This is a genomic window from Clostridium sp. LS, from assembly GCF_002760435.1.
Lineage (GTDB): Bacteria > Bacillota > Clostridia > Clostridiales > Clostridiaceae > Clostridium.
Genome location: NZ_AUUU01000118.1, coordinates 1 through 15,167, shown reverse-complemented (window position 1 = coordinate 15,167; position 15,167 = coordinate 1). Strand labels below are relative to the sequence as shown.

At 28.3% G+C, this 15,167-nt stretch carries 17 protein-coding genes and 1 pseudogene; 14 read left to right on the top strand and 4 right to left on the bottom strand.

The annotated features are described in order from the left end of the window. Nucleotides 1–97: 97 nt before the first annotated feature. A complete protein-coding gene (locus COL3_RS22245; RefSeq protein WP_008422430.1) occupies nt 98–322 on the bottom strand; it encodes a DUF1659 domain-containing protein in 225 nt (74 codons plus the stop codon). 258 nt (nt 323–580) lie between these two features. On the opposite strand from COL3_RS22245, the gene COL3_RS22240 reads away from it, so the two are divergent. Beyond that, nucleotides 581–1,231: a hypothetical protein gene (locus COL3_RS22240; RefSeq protein ID WP_008422432.1), complete on the top strand. Its 651-nt coding sequence runs from the start codon at nt 581–583 to the stop codon at nt 1,229–1,231. 23 nt (nt 1,232–1,254) lie between these two features. Then, on the top strand, nt 1,255–2,403 hold the full coding sequence (locus tag COL3_RS22235; RefSeq protein WP_008422434.1) for an XRE family transcriptional regulator: 1,149 nt from the start codon (nt 1,255–1,257) through the stop codon (nt 2,401–2,403). A gap of 183 nt (nt 2,404–2,586) precedes the next feature. Here COL3_RS22235 and COL3_RS22230 read toward each other — a convergent pair whose 3' ends face one another. Beyond that, the gene (locus tag COL3_RS22230) at nt 2,587–3,159 is read right to left on the bottom strand and encodes a class I SAM-dependent methyltransferase (protein WP_008422436.1); all 573 of its coding nucleotides are present in this window, start codon (nt 3,157–3,159) and stop codon (nt 2,587–2,589) included. Nucleotides 3,160–3,441: 282 nt separating this feature from the next. Here COL3_RS22230 and COL3_RS22225 point away from each other — a divergent pair, with 282 nt between their 5' ends. The 5 genes and pseudogenes from COL3_RS22225 to COL3_RS29410 form a co-directional block, all read left to right on the top strand. Beyond that, nucleotides 3,442–3,636 (top strand): DUF2892 domain-containing protein, encoded by a 195-nt coding sequence (locus COL3_RS22225; protein WP_008422438.1) that lies wholly within the window; start codon nt 3,442–3,444, stop codon nt 3,634–3,636. Continuing rightward, entirely contained in the window at nt 3,618–4,190 is a 573-nt protein-coding gene (locus COL3_RS22220) for a hypothetical protein (RefSeq protein ID WP_008422442.1), read from the top strand. Before COL3_RS22225 ends, COL3_RS22220 begins: the two co-directional genes overlap by 19 nt. 136 nt (nt 4,191–4,326) lie before the next feature. After that, nucleotides 4,327–4,914 (top strand): GNAT family protein, encoded by a 588-nt coding sequence (locus COL3_RS22215; protein WP_008422443.1) that lies wholly within the window; start codon nt 4,327–4,329, stop codon nt 4,912–4,914. A gap of 163 nt (nt 4,915–5,077) precedes the next feature. Then, nucleotides 5,078–6,040: a type I phosphomannose isomerase catalytic subunit gene (locus COL3_RS22210; RefSeq protein ID WP_008422445.1), complete on the top strand. Its 963-nt coding sequence runs from the start codon at nt 5,078–5,080 to the stop codon at nt 6,038–6,040. A 55-nt stretch (nt 6,041–6,095) separates the two neighbouring features. Further along, nucleotides 6,096–6,194 (top strand): annotated as a pseudogene (locus COL3_RS29410) (OsmC family protein); the annotation flags it as partial. 74 nt (nt 6,195–6,268) lie between these two features. On the opposite strand, the gene COL3_RS22200 reads toward COL3_RS29410, so the two are convergent. After that, a complete protein-coding gene (locus COL3_RS22200; RefSeq protein WP_008422446.1) occupies nt 6,269–6,808 on the bottom strand; it encodes a hypothetical protein in 540 nt (179 codons plus the stop codon). Nucleotides 6,809–6,999: 191 nt separating this feature from the next. Here COL3_RS22200 and COL3_RS22195 point away from each other — a divergent pair, with 191 nt between their 5' ends. From COL3_RS22195 to COL3_RS22175, 5 genes are all read left to right on the top strand, one after another. Further along, entirely contained in the window at nt 7,000–7,692 is a 693-nt protein-coding gene (locus tag COL3_RS22195) for a response regulator transcription factor (RefSeq protein WP_008422447.1), read from the top strand. Then, the gene (locus COL3_RS22190) at nt 7,685–9,460 is read left to right on the top strand and encodes an ATP-binding protein (RefSeq protein ID WP_008422448.1); all 1,776 of its coding nucleotides are present in this window, start codon (nt 7,685–7,687) and stop codon (nt 9,458–9,460) included. Before COL3_RS22195 ends, COL3_RS22190 begins: the two co-directional genes overlap by 8 nt. A gap of 14 nt (nt 9,461–9,474) precedes the next feature. After that, entirely contained in the window at nt 9,475–9,882 is a 408-nt protein-coding gene (locus COL3_RS22185) for an SHOCT domain-containing protein (RefSeq protein WP_008422449.1), read from the top strand. A 63-nt stretch (nt 9,883–9,945) separates the two neighbouring features. Continuing rightward, on the top strand, nt 9,946–11,061 hold the full coding sequence (locus COL3_RS22180) for a 4Fe-4S binding protein (RefSeq protein WP_008422450.1): 1,116 nt from the start codon (nt 9,946–9,948) through the stop codon (nt 11,059–11,061). A 91-nt stretch (nt 11,062–11,152) separates the two neighbouring features. After that, nucleotides 11,153–11,935, top strand: a complete 783-nt coding sequence (locus tag COL3_RS22175) for a ferritin-like domain-containing protein (RefSeq protein ID WP_008422451.1) — start codon at nt 11,153–11,155, stop codon at nt 11,933–11,935. A gap of 134 nt (nt 11,936–12,069) precedes the next feature. Here the strand turns inward: COL3_RS22175 and COL3_RS22170 are convergent, their stop codons facing one another. Then, nucleotides 12,070–13,422, bottom strand: coding sequence for an amino acid permease (locus COL3_RS22170; RefSeq protein WP_008422452.1), 1,353 nt, complete (start codon nt 13,420–13,422; stop codon nt 12,070–12,072). 183 nt (nt 13,423–13,605) lie between these two features. Here COL3_RS22170 and COL3_RS22165 point away from each other — a divergent pair, with 183 nt between their 5' ends. Together COL3_RS22165 and COL3_RS22160 are read left to right on the top strand one after the other, a co-directional pair. Beyond that, on the top strand, nt 13,606–13,869 hold the full coding sequence (locus tag COL3_RS22165; RefSeq protein WP_008422453.1) for an SHOCT domain-containing protein: 264 nt from the start codon (nt 13,606–13,608) through the stop codon (nt 13,867–13,869). A 333-nt stretch (nt 13,870–14,202) separates the two neighbouring features. Further along, a partial coding sequence (locus COL3_RS22160; RefSeq protein WP_180277972.1) for an ROK family protein occupies nt 14,203–15,167 on the top strand: 965 nt, incomplete at its 3' end.

Sequence of the window (15,167 nt, the reverse complement as noted above, 5' to 3'; positions counted from 1 at the left end):
AAAGTAGTTTTTTCTCCACCTTCAGTTAAAAAAGTCAAAGCTAAAGTATATTCCATTAATAGGTCCCCCTTTCATAGATTTGATTAAGTTAATGCCATTAAGCGTTAACTAAACTAGAGGCTTCATTTACAAAGTAATCTCTAGTTTGAACTGATAAAACAGCCTTTATTGCTTCTGCAACATCATAGATATTTTGAGGAGTAGCATCTGTTTTAACATTAGAAAAAGTCTTCTTAGTAAATACGGCGTCCCCTGCTTTGTCGGTGCCACTTTGAATCTCAATGCTTAATGAAGTTGTTTGAAGTGATTTTGTTACAGCCATAGTTTTAACCTCCTTTATTTTGATTTCATATAGGATATATGTCTTTTTATTGAAAATCACATTAATTACTAAAAAAGTTTATATTAATTTTTTGATTGTATCTAAATGAATGAATAAGATTTTATGTTTGTAAAAAAAGAATTTATATAATAATTGATAAAAGGCTCTAAAATTTAATGTTTACTTGATAAAAATATTGAAAAATACAAAAGTGAATGGTATACTTTACCTAATAATAAAAATGGTTGGTGATGAGGTATGGAATTAAATGAGAAAATAGATGGTTTAATAAAAAAAGAAGAGAGGGAAAACATATATTATATACTATACATTGGTGTATCGGCTTATAAAAGATTATTAGAAGATAATCCAGAACTTGAAAAATCAGAGTCATTTTCAGAAATAAGTACTAGAATTTTAAGCTTTGTTGTCAAAAGACAATTTGAATCAGATGTTTTATCAATGGATTTTCCATTTAAAGTTGAAATAAAAGATGTGAATCCCTTTAAGAGTAAAGCCTTATTTTTAAATAATAAGCTAATAAGGCTGAAAATAAATAGGACACCTAAAAGGAATAAGCTTCATAATAGTAATAAGATATCTAGATATATGCTTGAAGAAGCAAAAGTTAATGACAAACATTTAAAGCAAGTGAAATTTCTGTTATTTGATAATGATGCAGAAGTTGGGGAAGAAAAGTACACTTTTATGATTTTAGGTTATGGAGTAAAAAATAAAGAAATAGATCATTTGGATTTTATGATTCCAAGCTATAATATGAAGTACGCTGAAGAGATCTTTAATGGATTAGAAGAATATAAGCAGGCTATAAGAATGGATATAAATAATGAACAGACAGAAAGAAAAATAGCATTTCTCAAAGAAGAAGCTAAAAAATTAGTAAAGTAGTTTAGGAAGGTGAAAAAATAGTTATGAAGGTTATAGAGTTTGGTTCTATAAAGGATAACAAAATAGTTCCAGCGAAATTAAAAGAAGCTAGGGTGGCAAGAGGGTTATCTTTAGCACAACTTTCAAAACTAATAGGCATATCAAGTCAAGCAATATCACAATTTGAAAAAGGTGAAACAAAACCTAGCCCTGCAACATTAATAAAATTAATAGATGAGTTGAAATTTCCAATTAACTTTCTATGTTCTTCCAATAGTGATGAATCTGAAGAAAATGTTATATATTTTAGGAGTAATAAAAATATAACTAAAAAATTAAAGGATGCATGCAAAGTAAGAATTAATTGGATAGACAGAACATACTCATTTATAAATTCGTATTTTGATTTGCCCAAAGTAGATATTTTGAGCTTTGGTGAATTAGATCCGGAAAGTATAGATAAGCTTGAAATAGAAGATATTACTTTGAAAATAAGAAATGAATGGGGATTAGATCAATCTCCAGTAGGAAATTTAATAGATTTATTACAAGCTAAGGGTTTTGTTATTACAAAACTAAAGATAGGGACTAAAAAAGTAGATGCATTCTCTACATGGAGAAACGATGTACCCTATATCTTTCTTGGAGATGATAAAGATTCAGCAGTTAGATTAAGATTTGACCTTGCACATGAATTAGGACATTTAATTCTTCATAAAAATATAGATAAAGAAGAGCTTGAAGAGGATAAGGAGCTATATGATAAGATTGAGTATCAAGCAAATTATTTTGCATCGGCATTCTTATTGCCTATAGAAACTTTTAATAAAGAAGTAATTTCATCTTCAATAGATAGTTTTATTTTATTGAAAAAAAGATGGAATGTTTCAATAAGTGCAATGATTAAAAGGTGCCAAATGGCAAATATTCTAACTGATAATCAAATAAGATATTTGAACTCACAAATGATAAAGTATGGATATTATAGAAAAGAACCTTTGGATGAAGAAATAAAAAAAGAAAAGCCATATTTATTTAAGCAGGCATTTGAGATATTGATTGAAAATAATATTTTTACAAAGGAAGCCCTATTAGAAAAACTTGAGTTGAATAAAGATGAAGCAATAGAAATGTATTCATTGGATGAATCTTTTTTTAAGAGGAAAGATAATATATTAAAATTAATAAAATAGAAAAAATTTCATAATATAAATTTATACAGAGTCAATATATAACATTAGCAAAGTTTGTTAATGTTATATATTGACTCTGGCTTTGTACTTAAAAGTTATAAATTCTGAATAGTACAATATAGCTTGAAAATTAAAATAATTTATTCAATTATATTACAAAATCCAGGTGTATAGATAATTGATTTATTTATGAGCTATTATGCCATAAAAATCCTCACCAATATCTATAGTTGATATATCAGAAAATCCAAGTGAATCTAACATTTTTGTTAGATAGATTCTATCTAATCTATGGTCTATAGGAGGTCCAAATTCACCGGTGATTTTTTCCCATTCAACAATAGCAATTTTTCCTCCAGGAGCTATAATTCTTTTTACTTCGCTTAAAAAGTTTTCTTTATCATTAGCTTCATGTAGTACAAGGCTGATAAAAGCAAATGTAGCTTTATTATCTTCTAATTTTAAATTATTTTCTTCTGTCAAAATAATTTCTATATTCGAAATATTATTTTCATTTATTTTCATTTGAACGTCTTGGAGCATTTCAGGTGATATATCCATTGCAATTATTTTACCACTATCTCCTACAATTTTAGATGCTGGAATAGTAAAATATCCAATTCCACAGCCTATATCAGCCATCATATCTCCTTTTTGCAAACCAAGGTTTATAAGAGTTTGTTTTGGTGGTAATAATTTTCTCCTTTGTTCATTGTCAAGTTTATGTTTATTTTTTGCATCAAATTTATGTGTCATTATTTAAGTGAACCTCCTAAAATTTATATTTACTTATATTATATAATTTAAGCATTGTAGTAAGGAAATTATAAAGTATAAGAATATTATTTGCTTTTAATCAATAAATAATTATTAGGTAAAAGATACATGCTATGCATATTTATATATAATGAAAGAAATTATGAAACTATCATAATATAAAAGAAGAAAAATTAATGTGATTTTATCACAGAACATTAAATTATATTATGATAAGTTAACATTATAAATAAAATCTTTTTGTACGAAGGAGTGTTTTTAGTGAAAAAGGCTGCAGGAATTGATAAAGTATTTAGATTCATTATTGGGCTAATATTATTAAGCGTTATATTTTGGGGAGATGGAAACTTAAAATATTTAGGAATAGTTGGTGTAATTCCTATAGTGTCAGCTACTTTTGATATTTGTCCTTTATGTCTAATCTCAGGTAAAAAATCATGCAAGATAAAAAAGTAGCTGCTTTCATTGAGCCGCCTAAAAAAATACCATTATTTTTGAAAATAGGAATATATATATCTAAAAAAGTGACTAAAAAAGATTTACTTGTGCCCAAACTTCTTGCCTGGTATCCCAAAGCTGCAATAAGTTCAGGTATTCTTGAAGCTATGGTGGCTCATGGTAAAGGTGACCTGAATAAACGTATTTTAAAACTTATAAGAATTCAAGCATCTCTAAGCGTGTCATGTCCATTTTGTATAGATATGAATTCATTTAAATATGAAGAAAACGAAATAACTAAGGAAGAAATGCATTGCTTGACAGGAAAATATAATATTGATGACGTATCTACATTTAATACTAGAGAAAAATTAGTAATAGAGTATACAAAATTTATATCACAAACTCCAATTAAAATACCAAGGGAGTTTATGGAGAAAGTAAAACTTAATTTTGCTGAACGTGAAATAGTTATTATTGCCAGTACTGTAGCTCAGGTTAACTATTGGGCGAGACTTATTCAAGCATTAGGAGTTCCACCTGAAGGTTTTTCTAATCAATGCGAAATATAAAGTTATAAAGCTTCGAGTTGGAGCTTTATTTTTTATACAATTTATATTTGTGGTAAATATAGTCATGTTATAATATAAACAACATATCATATAAAAGATTGTTGAATATTATTTAAATAAAAATGAGTTAAGATATATGGATATGCGGAAAGGAGTAATGACTGTGTTAATACATATTGGAACAAAGAAGATTGAAACGGAAAGATTGATTTTAAGAAGGTTTGAGTATGCAGATGGTGAAAGCATGCTAAAGTATTGGATAAGTGATCCTAAAATTCAATCTATGTATTCTGAGCCAGTATACTCAACAAAGGAGGAAGTTAAAGCGCTTCTCGATAAATATAAAAGTTCATATGAAAAAGATGATTACTATAGATGGGCTGTTGAACTAAAGGAAACAGGTGAATGTATAGGTCAGATTGCATATTTTTTTGTAGATAATAAAAATCATTTTGCAGAAATAGAGTATTGTATTGGAAAGAATTTTCAAAAAAGGGGACTAGCAACTGAAGCCACAAAAGCTGTTATAAAATATGGTTTTGATAATATTAATTTACACAAAGTTCAGATAAGTCATAAATCAATAAATACTCCTTCTAAAAAGGTAATTGAAAAATGTGGATTTGTTTATGAAGGTACACTTAGGGATTTCTTTTATGATAATGGAACATATGTAGACCGGTTATATTATTCAATTTTAAAAGATGAATTTATGAAAATCTAATTAAATTTAAGATAAATTGTACTAGTAATATAGTGGAAAGTTTCATAAAAGATGATATTTTTAGGAAGATGATGTATAATATTATGTGTTAAAGTATAAAATGTTATGCTTTAATATACAAAATATTATATGTTAAAACACAAAAGGGAGAGGTATGTATCATATGGAAATTTTAAAATTAAAACCAGCTATTAAAGATTATTTATGGGGTGGAAGAATATTAGTTGATAAGTATAATAAAGAAAGTGATTTAGATAAAGTTGCTGAAAGCTGGGAGATGAGCAACCATAAAGATGGTAGTAGCACTATCATTAATGGAAAATATGCTGATGTAAGTTTTAGAGAATATCTAGAAAAAGAAGGCAAAAAAGTATGGGGAGAAAATTGTGATAAATACAATGACTTTCCAGTGATGATTAAATTTATAGATGCTAAACAGGATCTAAGTATCCAAGTTCATCCAAATGATGAATATGCTTTAAAACATGAGGGGGAATTTGGAAAAAATGAATTTTGGTATGTGTTGGATGCCGAACCAGGAGCTTTTCTTTATTATGGTGTTAATGAAGAGATGACTAAAGAGCAGTTTAAAGAAAGAGTTGAAAGTGGAGTAATTTGCAATTATTTAAAAAAGGTCAAAGTAAAAAAAGGTGACTGTTTTTTAATCAAAACTGGTACCATTCATGCCATTGGTGCTGGTATTGTAGTTGCAGAGATTCAACAATGTTCAAATTCAACATATCGTGTTTATGATTTCGGAAGAGTTGGGGTTGATGGAAAACCACGTGAACTCCATATTGATAAAGCTGTGGATGTTACAAATCTTAAAACTAGCGAAAAAAACGGTGAAGCAGATGGAGATCCTATCAATCATAAATCTTATGTTTCTACACTACTTACCAATAATGAATATTTTATATGTACAAAGTATGATGTTAGTGGTGATGTTACATTGAATGCGACAAATTGTAGCTTTAATTCAGTTGTTATTATTGAAGGAAATGGAAAGATTATATCAGATTCTCAACAGTTTCAAATTCGTAAGGGAGATAGCTTTTTTATTCCTGCTGGATATGGTTTATATACTATTTCTGGAAATGTAAATTTTATTTTAACTAATTTATAGTATGGAAGTAGTTTTATATGAGTGTATATTAATAATACCCTTGAGTCAGGTTATTAAACCACATGATTTATTATGTGCTGGATTTGCCTCATGTCTTAATATTACTACAAGGATAGTATTAAAACGTAAGAATATAAAAGATGAAAAGGTAATTTTTTTGGTAGCTTACATAATATTAAGGCACATGAACTTTTATTTTTTCATGTGCCTTAATTGATAAGTTAATAATTAATTTGAGGTATCATTAAGAGAGCAAATAGCTAAGCCTCTAGAACCGGCACATGACATATGCCCTTTGCTAGCATTTTTCCCAGATTTAGAATTATAGCTAATTCCAGATTTCCTCATTCCTTGTCCTGGTATTCCTGTACATGCATCCATATTATTTTGTAAGGATTCCTTCATAGAATCTCCATCTTCTTTTGTTATTGTTCCATCTGCTACAGCTTTACCGATAGCTTGATTTCTCTCTTCAAGTAGTTCTGCCTTAAATTCATCTTCTGTCATTCCCTTTTCTTTTGCTAAATCATACATTGTTTTTCCAGAGTTAAAACCGGCTGTAATTTCAGCATCTGTCATGCCAAGTTTATTCTTTAGGACTGCTTCAACATAATCATATCCTCTTATACCTGTAACTCGTGCAAGTCCAACTTGCTGGTGAGTATAGTTTGTTGATGTTGTAGTTTCTATGTTTGCAGCATAAGCAGTCATACCTAATCCCATGGTAATAGTCATAGCAAGTCCTAATATTAATTTTTTTGATTTCATTTTTAATGCCTCCTTGATTTTTATGTTTCAATTTCATGGGGTATACTATGATAATAAATCAATTCACATATGTAGAAGTGTCTTAATTGTGAAATAAAAGTACACATTTAGGACACAAATTTAGTTGTTAGTGATGATATAATTTTGGTAGATAAAAGAAAATAGTAAGTTAAAGGTGAGAGGTGATAAAAATGAGTAAAAACATTCTGATTGCTGATGATAATATGGAAATAATCAAAATTTTAAAGCCTTATATAGAAAAGGAAGATTTTAATGTGATTTTTGCTCTTGATGGAGAAGAAGCTTTATTAAAATATAAACATTATAATCCAGAATTAATTTTACTTGATATTATGATGCCGTTAATGGATGGGATTGAAGTATGTAATGGAATTAGAAAGGAATCAAATACTCCTATTATAATGATTACTGCTAAAAGTGAAGATGCGGACAAAATACTGGGATTAAATTCTGGTGCTGATGATTATATTATAAAACCATTCAGCCCTGGAGAAGTAGTAGCAAGAATAAAAGCAGTGCTTAGGAGAATTACTCCAGTAGAAAATAATAAGCTATCAATAATTAAATATTCGAAACTTGAATTAGATATTAATAATTACTCAGTTAAAATAGATGAAGTACATATGAATCTTACAAAAAAAGAGATTGAAGTTCTATGGATGCTTGCAAGTTCACCTAATAAAATTATCAAACGAGATGATCTTTTAGATAATGTGTGGGGAGTAGATTACTTTGGAGATCCAAGAACAGTGGATACTCATATAAAGAGAATAAGAGCTAAGCTTGACCTTAATGGACAGTATAACTGGGATATTAAAACTATGTGGGGCATGGGGTATAAATTTGAGGTGGAAGATGTTTAAGAAAAATATTACTTTTAAATTGACCCTTGGATTTTTAGGAATTGCTGTAGTTTCAACTCTTTTCATAGGTATTATTGCTTTAAATATATTTAGAAATAATATTTATGAAGTTAAAAAGAATAATATGCACAAACACGCCACTGCAATTTCCGAAACTATTAAACCATATGTGAGTAATTCCTTAAATGATGAAGAATTTATTAAAATGATACAGTTAATTAATGATATTGATAATGCGAAAATTTGGATACTTAATATAGATAAAAGTATTATAACTGCATCGGATACTGATGATGATATTAAGCACATTAATGATTCAGAAATAAAGGATTTATATGATGATATTAACAGCAAAGTATTAGAGGGAACAGAAGTATATGATGAAGGCTATAATCCTTATTATAATGAAGAAATGATGACAATAGCCGTTCCAATAAAAGACAATAACGCCATAGTCGGAGCTGTAATTCTAAATTCATCAATAACTGATTTATCTAATTCCATGAACAAATTCTTTCTAAATTTAATTTTAGCTGTTTTAGGTGAAACAGTTCTTGTAGGTGTCTTAGGATATTATTTCTCAAGGAATATTTCTAGACCAATAAAGAAAATTAATTCATCTGCCTTGGAACTAGCAAGAGGGCATTATGGAATAAAAACAAATATATATCAAAAAGATGAAATAGGAGAATTATCAAATTCATTTGACTTGTTATCTTTAAAACTTAAGCATACCATTAATGAACTTTTTGAAGAGAAAAACAAGCTAAGTAATATCATAACAAGCATAAGTGAGGGAATAATAGCTTTTGATAGAACCTTCAATATTATAAATACAAATGAAGCTGCTATTAAACTTCTTTCATATAAAAAGTTAAAAGATAATACAGAAGTAGTCAAAATATTATCAGATTTAGATATAATTAAAGAATTTAATTCTTCCATATCTGCTAATGAAAAAAAAATAATTTTAAAAGAGCATGGAGGCAAAGTATTAGAATTTTCAATATCTCCAATAAAGAACAATTCAAATGAGATTATAGGTGGTGTTATTCTTATTCAAGATATAAGTGAAAAAGAAAAGCTTGAACAAATGCGCAAAGATTTCATTTCAAATGTTTCACACGAATTTAGAACTCCATTAACGGTTATTAAAGGTAATTTAGAATCTATTGTAGATGGAATGACAAGGCCGGAGCATGTAGCGGAAACCTGCATTACACTCATAAAAGAAACAAATAGACTTGAAAGAATGGTTAAAGATTTGCTTAATTTAAGCAGGTTAGAATCGGGAAAATTGGAGCTTGATTTTACAGAACTTGATGTAAATATGCTTATTAATGATACTATAAGAAGCCTTAAACCTTTATTATTTGGTAAGAATATAGATTTGCAATTATCTTTAGGAAGGGATTTACCTAGACTATTAAGTGATTACGATAAATTAAAGCAGTTAATAATTATATTTTTAGATAATGCAATTAAGTTTTCTACAAATAAAGGAGTTTTAAAAGTAACAACATATACAGCTAATAAAAATATTTATATAGCTATAAAAGACAACGGTATTGGTATACCTAAAAATGAAATTGCATATCTAGGTGAAAAGTTTTATAAGGCGGATAAAGCAAGAAATGCAAATACAGGTGGAACTGGACTTGGTCTTTCAATAGCAAAAAGATTAGCAAAAGTTTTAGATGCAAAGTTTTTTATAGAAAGTGATCTAGGAAAAGGTACAACAATAACTATTTCATTTTCAATCGTATAGACGGAGGTGATTTTATGAGACACGGATATCATATGGGATATGGTTTTTGGGGTTCAGATATTTTAATTCTTATTTTAATAATTTTTGCTGTTTTAGTATTTATTTTGTTAAGAAATAATAAAACTGAAAATCCATTTAGAGAAGACTTAATGGACATTCTTAAAGAAAAATATGCTATAGGAATAATTAGTGCTGATGAGTATATAGAAAGAAAGTCAATTATTGAAAATATGAAATATTCAAATCTTTATATAACCATTCTTCTAAAAAGATATGCACTTTGCGAGGTAAACACTAAAGAATTTTTTAATATCAAGAATGAAATCGAAGGTATTAACATTGATAATATTACAAAGGAGAGACTTGTAAAAGGAGAATTATCATATAATGAATTCAAATTTAGAAAAGGTAGTGAAGTTTAGTTGATATTCTATAAAGATATAAAGAATAACTATAATAAATAGAAAAGTATAGGGGGAATAGAGATGAGAAGAAATAAATTATTAAAAAGTTTACGTTATATTTTACTAGCAATATTTTTAATACATAGTACAGTTGAAGCTTATCTTCATCAGCTTCTAGGAGGAGGAAAGGAACCATCAATACATGCTCTATGTCCTTATGGAGGGCTAGAGTCACTTTATAGTTTGATATTTGGAAGAACCTTTATAGAAAAGATATTTTCAGGTACTATAATTATTCTTGTTATAACATTAATAATAGCATTAATATTTAGAAGAAGTTTTTGTGGTCTTATCTGCCCATTTGGAGCACTTCAAGAGTTCTTCGGAGTCATAGGAAAAAAAGTATTTAGAAAAAGATTTGTTATGCAAGAAAGTGTGGATAAGCCTTTAAGATATCTTAAATATATTGTTTTTCTAGTTACATTGTATTTTGCATGGAAGACCGCAGGTTTATGGATAAATCCATATGATCCTTGGGCTGCATATGGACATGTATCTGCAGGAGTAGAATCCTTAACTTCCGAATATTCAATTGGTTTTAGCGTTTTAATAGTTATTTTAATTGGTTCATTATTATATGATAGATTTTTTTGTAAATATCTCTGTCCTATGGGTGCAGTTTATGGAATAGTTTCGAAATTAAGCCCAGCTAAAATTACAAGAAATGAAAGCACTTGTGTTAATTGTGGTATATGTAATAAAAATTGTCCTGTTAATATTAAAGTTTCCGAACTTAAAGAAATAAAATCTGCTGAATGTATCAATTGTCAAAGCTGCATACTTTCATGTCCTAAAAATAATACATTAGAATTTAAGGTTAGTAACAAAGCCATTAAACCGATATTTGTACTGATTTTTCTATTTACATTATTCTTTGGTGGAATTGGCATTACAAAGATTATGGGAGTGTATGAAATTACACCGCCAGCTGTAACTGCTGAAACAAGAATAGCTCCAGAAGAAATAAAAGGTTATATGACTATAGAAGAAGTATCAGTAGGATTACATATAGAATTAAATGAAGTGTATAAAAAACTTGATTTACCTACATCTATTCCAAAGGATACTAAATTAAAAGATATTAAGAATATAATTGCTGATTTTGATGTAGAAGATGTTAGAGAAAAACTAAAATAAACTTGGATATAGATAGAAAGATGCACATTGAAATACGCAGACAATATAATATAAATGATTAATTTATTTCTAGGAGAATTAATAATATATCATGGAGCAAAATGTTAATGAAATGACCAATAATAAACTATTACAAGAGGCGCTAGAAGGAGTAAGGAAGGCTGTTCAAGGGGAAAGAGAAGATGAATTATTCTATGATTATCTTATAAGTCAGGCACCTACTAACGATCAAAAAGAAATAATAATATCCATCAGAGATGATGAACGCAGACATAACAGAATATTTAGAATGATTTATGAGGATTTTACAGGTGAGAAAGTCTCAGCTGATAGTGAAGAAACCTTTGAAGAACCTGAATCATATTTAGAAGGGATTAAGAAAGCTTTATTTGGAGAGTTAAGAGCGGTGGAAAAATATAGAGCTATTAGAAGAAGATTACCTATGGGAATGTATAGGGATCTATTATTTGATATAATTACAGATGAATTGAAACATGCTTCAAAGTATAATTATCTATTTACATTAAATAGTACTATGAATAATTCCGATATGAATGGAAACTTAATGAGACAGGATGTAGCAAACACAAATAATAATACCAGTACAACAAATAATATAGCTAGTACTAATACAAGTAATTTTACTCCAGATGATTGGGTTAGGTATATAACACCATTAGTTAATCGTGCTTTAGCAGAATCAAAAGAAGGTATTAATCCTGAGCATTTATATCAAGAATTTATACTTTCAGGTGTACTTGTTGGACTAGGAAAGAATCCCCAAGATGCCATTGAACAAGTTGAAAAATGGGAAAAAACAGGTACGTCAAAGTTACTTGCGATGAGTAAGATGAACAGATATTTTGAGTATTAAGGTAATAGTGAAATGATTTTGGATAATACCAGATCTAATTAAATAAAAGTATAAAAAATAATAAAGACAATAAACAAGTGTAGTTATTTGAGGTTATTGTCTTCATTTATGCACTTTATAAGAATTACTAGCTATTATTGTTTTATAAATTTATACGAAGCAGAAATAATAAGCATGATACCAACTGCTATATAAAATCCTATTCTAAAATCACTTACGCCCAAGCTAATAGCAAGCAAAATTATTATAACAATAATTGTTATGATTGCGCTTAATCTTCCTTTAATAAGTGGTGAGTTATATATTTCACCTTTTTCTCTATATTTTAGCCATGTGATATAAGTAAACAAATTAATGATCCAATTAAAAAATGAAAAATAAGAAGAAGAAGATATTAAATAATTAAAAAGTTTTGATCCCAAAACAAAGGCTATTAAAACAACTACAATTGAAATACAAGCAGTTGTAAGCCAGGAATATTTATGAAATTCTCTTCCTGTAGAAGTTCCTAAAATTTTAGGAGCTTCCTTTGCATGAGCCAGCGAGGCAAGTATTTGAACACATCCATAATAAGTTCCTATCATAACTGAAAATGTTGATACTAATATAGCAGCATTAATTAAAGTTGATGCCCATCCATAGCCTATATTATTAAAACTTTGAACAAAAGGAGATATGTCGGTATTTATTAAACTCCAGTCAACAGTAGAAACTATAACAAACATAGATAGTACATATAACGATACTATTCCTAATGTTAAAAGCACAGTTGCTTTAGGTATTTCATAACAGGGTTTTCTTGCTTCAGAAGTTGCCATGGCAACAGTGCTAATGCCACCAAATGTAAATATTACTATTAACATTGACTGCAAGAAACCTGATACTCTATTTGGAAAAAATGCGGAAAAACTAGTAAATGGATTTGGATTTACCTTTATACCGCTTCTTGAAATATAGAGAATTCCTAAAATAACAAAGAATATTATAATAGTAATTTTTATTATTGCCATTAAAGATTCGATATATCCAAAATATTTAGTTCCAAGTCTATTTATGAATATAACAATAATTAAAGAAGCCAAGGCAAATACAGATGATGAAATATTAGGCATCCAGTACTTTAAGAATATACCCGTTGCAATAGCCTCAGAACCTAAAGATAAAATTCCTGAAGTAAATATTACCCATCCTAATAGAAATCCTATAAATTTACCAAGGTATTGCTCTGTATAAACACGAAATGATCCTTTAACAGGCCTATTTATGCTTATGCTTGTCATTGAACCAAGTACTTGTGACATAATTATACCGCCTAATATAAATGCTAATACGACTGAAGGACCAGCTTCACTTATAGCTAAACTTGAACCAAGGAAAAAGCCTGCTCCAATGATGCCGCCAATTCCTATTCCTGCTAAACTATACGCATTTAAGCCGTTTTTAGAGGATTCATTATTATTATTATTTACACAATCTTTTTGCTTCAAACATATCACTCCTAAGTTAAACTATTTTTAGTGTTCCATATTTTATTATTTTTAAAAGCATTAGTGTTTCTTTATTATAGAAATAAAATAAAAATTAATCTTTCCATAATTCCTCCACAATTGACTTATATAATTAACTACATAGGAAGTAATAAATTTATAAGCACAAGGAGGAATTGGTTTATGTTTTGCAGAGGATACGGTGGTTTTGGAGGATATGGAGGCTTTGGCCCAGCAAGTTCTATAGGATATGAGGGAATGTTTATAATGATGGGATTTAAAATGTTAATATTTATTGCTTTAATAGTTTTTGCTTTTAAGATACTTAAAAAATATACTAATAAATCTAATGATGTAATGAAAATACTTAATGAAAAATTTGCTAGTGGAGAAATAACTCAAGAAGAATATTTAAAGAGAAAGGCAATACTTTCACAAAAGAATTAAGTTTATAATTAAGATTAGAGTAAGACATGTTTATACTTAGTGCCTTGTTCTAGTCTTTTTTGCAGTCAGGCACTATAACATAATCACAAACTTGTGTTTGAGCTGAAAGGTGAGTAATAAATTTATAATATTTAGTAGTAAATGATAATCAAAATACATTATGGAAGCTAATAGCTACTAGCACAAGTTTATAATGATAATGTGCTTGTAGTTTTTTTATTTTATACAAGTTATTTGCTAAAAGTAAAGTTATATTAATGTTAAAAATGTTAAGACTTGTTCCCAAAATGGTTAAAAGATGATATCATTATATGGGGAAAGGATGGGAGTTTCTTGGAAGTATATAATGGTTCTGAATCATTAAATGATAGGTGTAAACATATCTTTAGCATTATACAAGCAAATGGACCTATGACTAAAAGTGAATTAATTAATATAACCCAAATAAAATCAACTACGTTAAGCAGAGATCTTAAAATATTGCTTAATGAGAAAATTATTGTTGAAAGTGATATTGGTGAGTCGACAGGAGGTAGAAAACCTGGTTTATATGATGTAAACCAAGAAGGATTTTATATTATTGGAATTGATATATCGAGAATTTATACCAAAATAGTCATAACTAATTTGAAATTAAAGATAATAAAAGAAAGATTATTAAGTCATGAATATGATATCGAAACTATATCTGAAATTATTCCAGGCTGCATAAGAGAGTTGTGTATTAAATTACAAATAAAAAAATCATCAATTGTTGGAATTGGAATTGGAATAGTTGGTGGATTTAAGATTTATCCATTATATGAGATGTTAAAAAAAGAATATGATACCATGATATGCATTGACAATGGTGCTAATGCTGCAGTTATTGGAGAGTATAGTTTTGGGCTTGGAAAGGGTAAAAAAAATATTGCATATATTAACTGTGGTGTGGGAATTAGAACTGGAATTATATCGTCAGGTGTTTTGATTCGAACAATTAATAATACAGAAGATGCTTTTGGGCATATGATCGTTGAGGTTAACGGGCAGCAATGTTCTTGTGGTAATTACGGATGCATAGAAAGTTATGTTTCAATATTAAATATAACTAAGGAATTTATCAATAGAATGAAAGAAACTAATCCATTAGGTTTAAAGAAAAATTTAGATAATATAAATTATCGTGATGTCTGTAGTTTAGCAGAAAGAGAAAATGAAGTTGCTATGAGTCTTATTAAAGATTCGGCTTTATATTTTGCAATTGGACTTTCAAATTATATAAAGTTGTTTAATCCAGAGCTGATAATTTTAAGTGG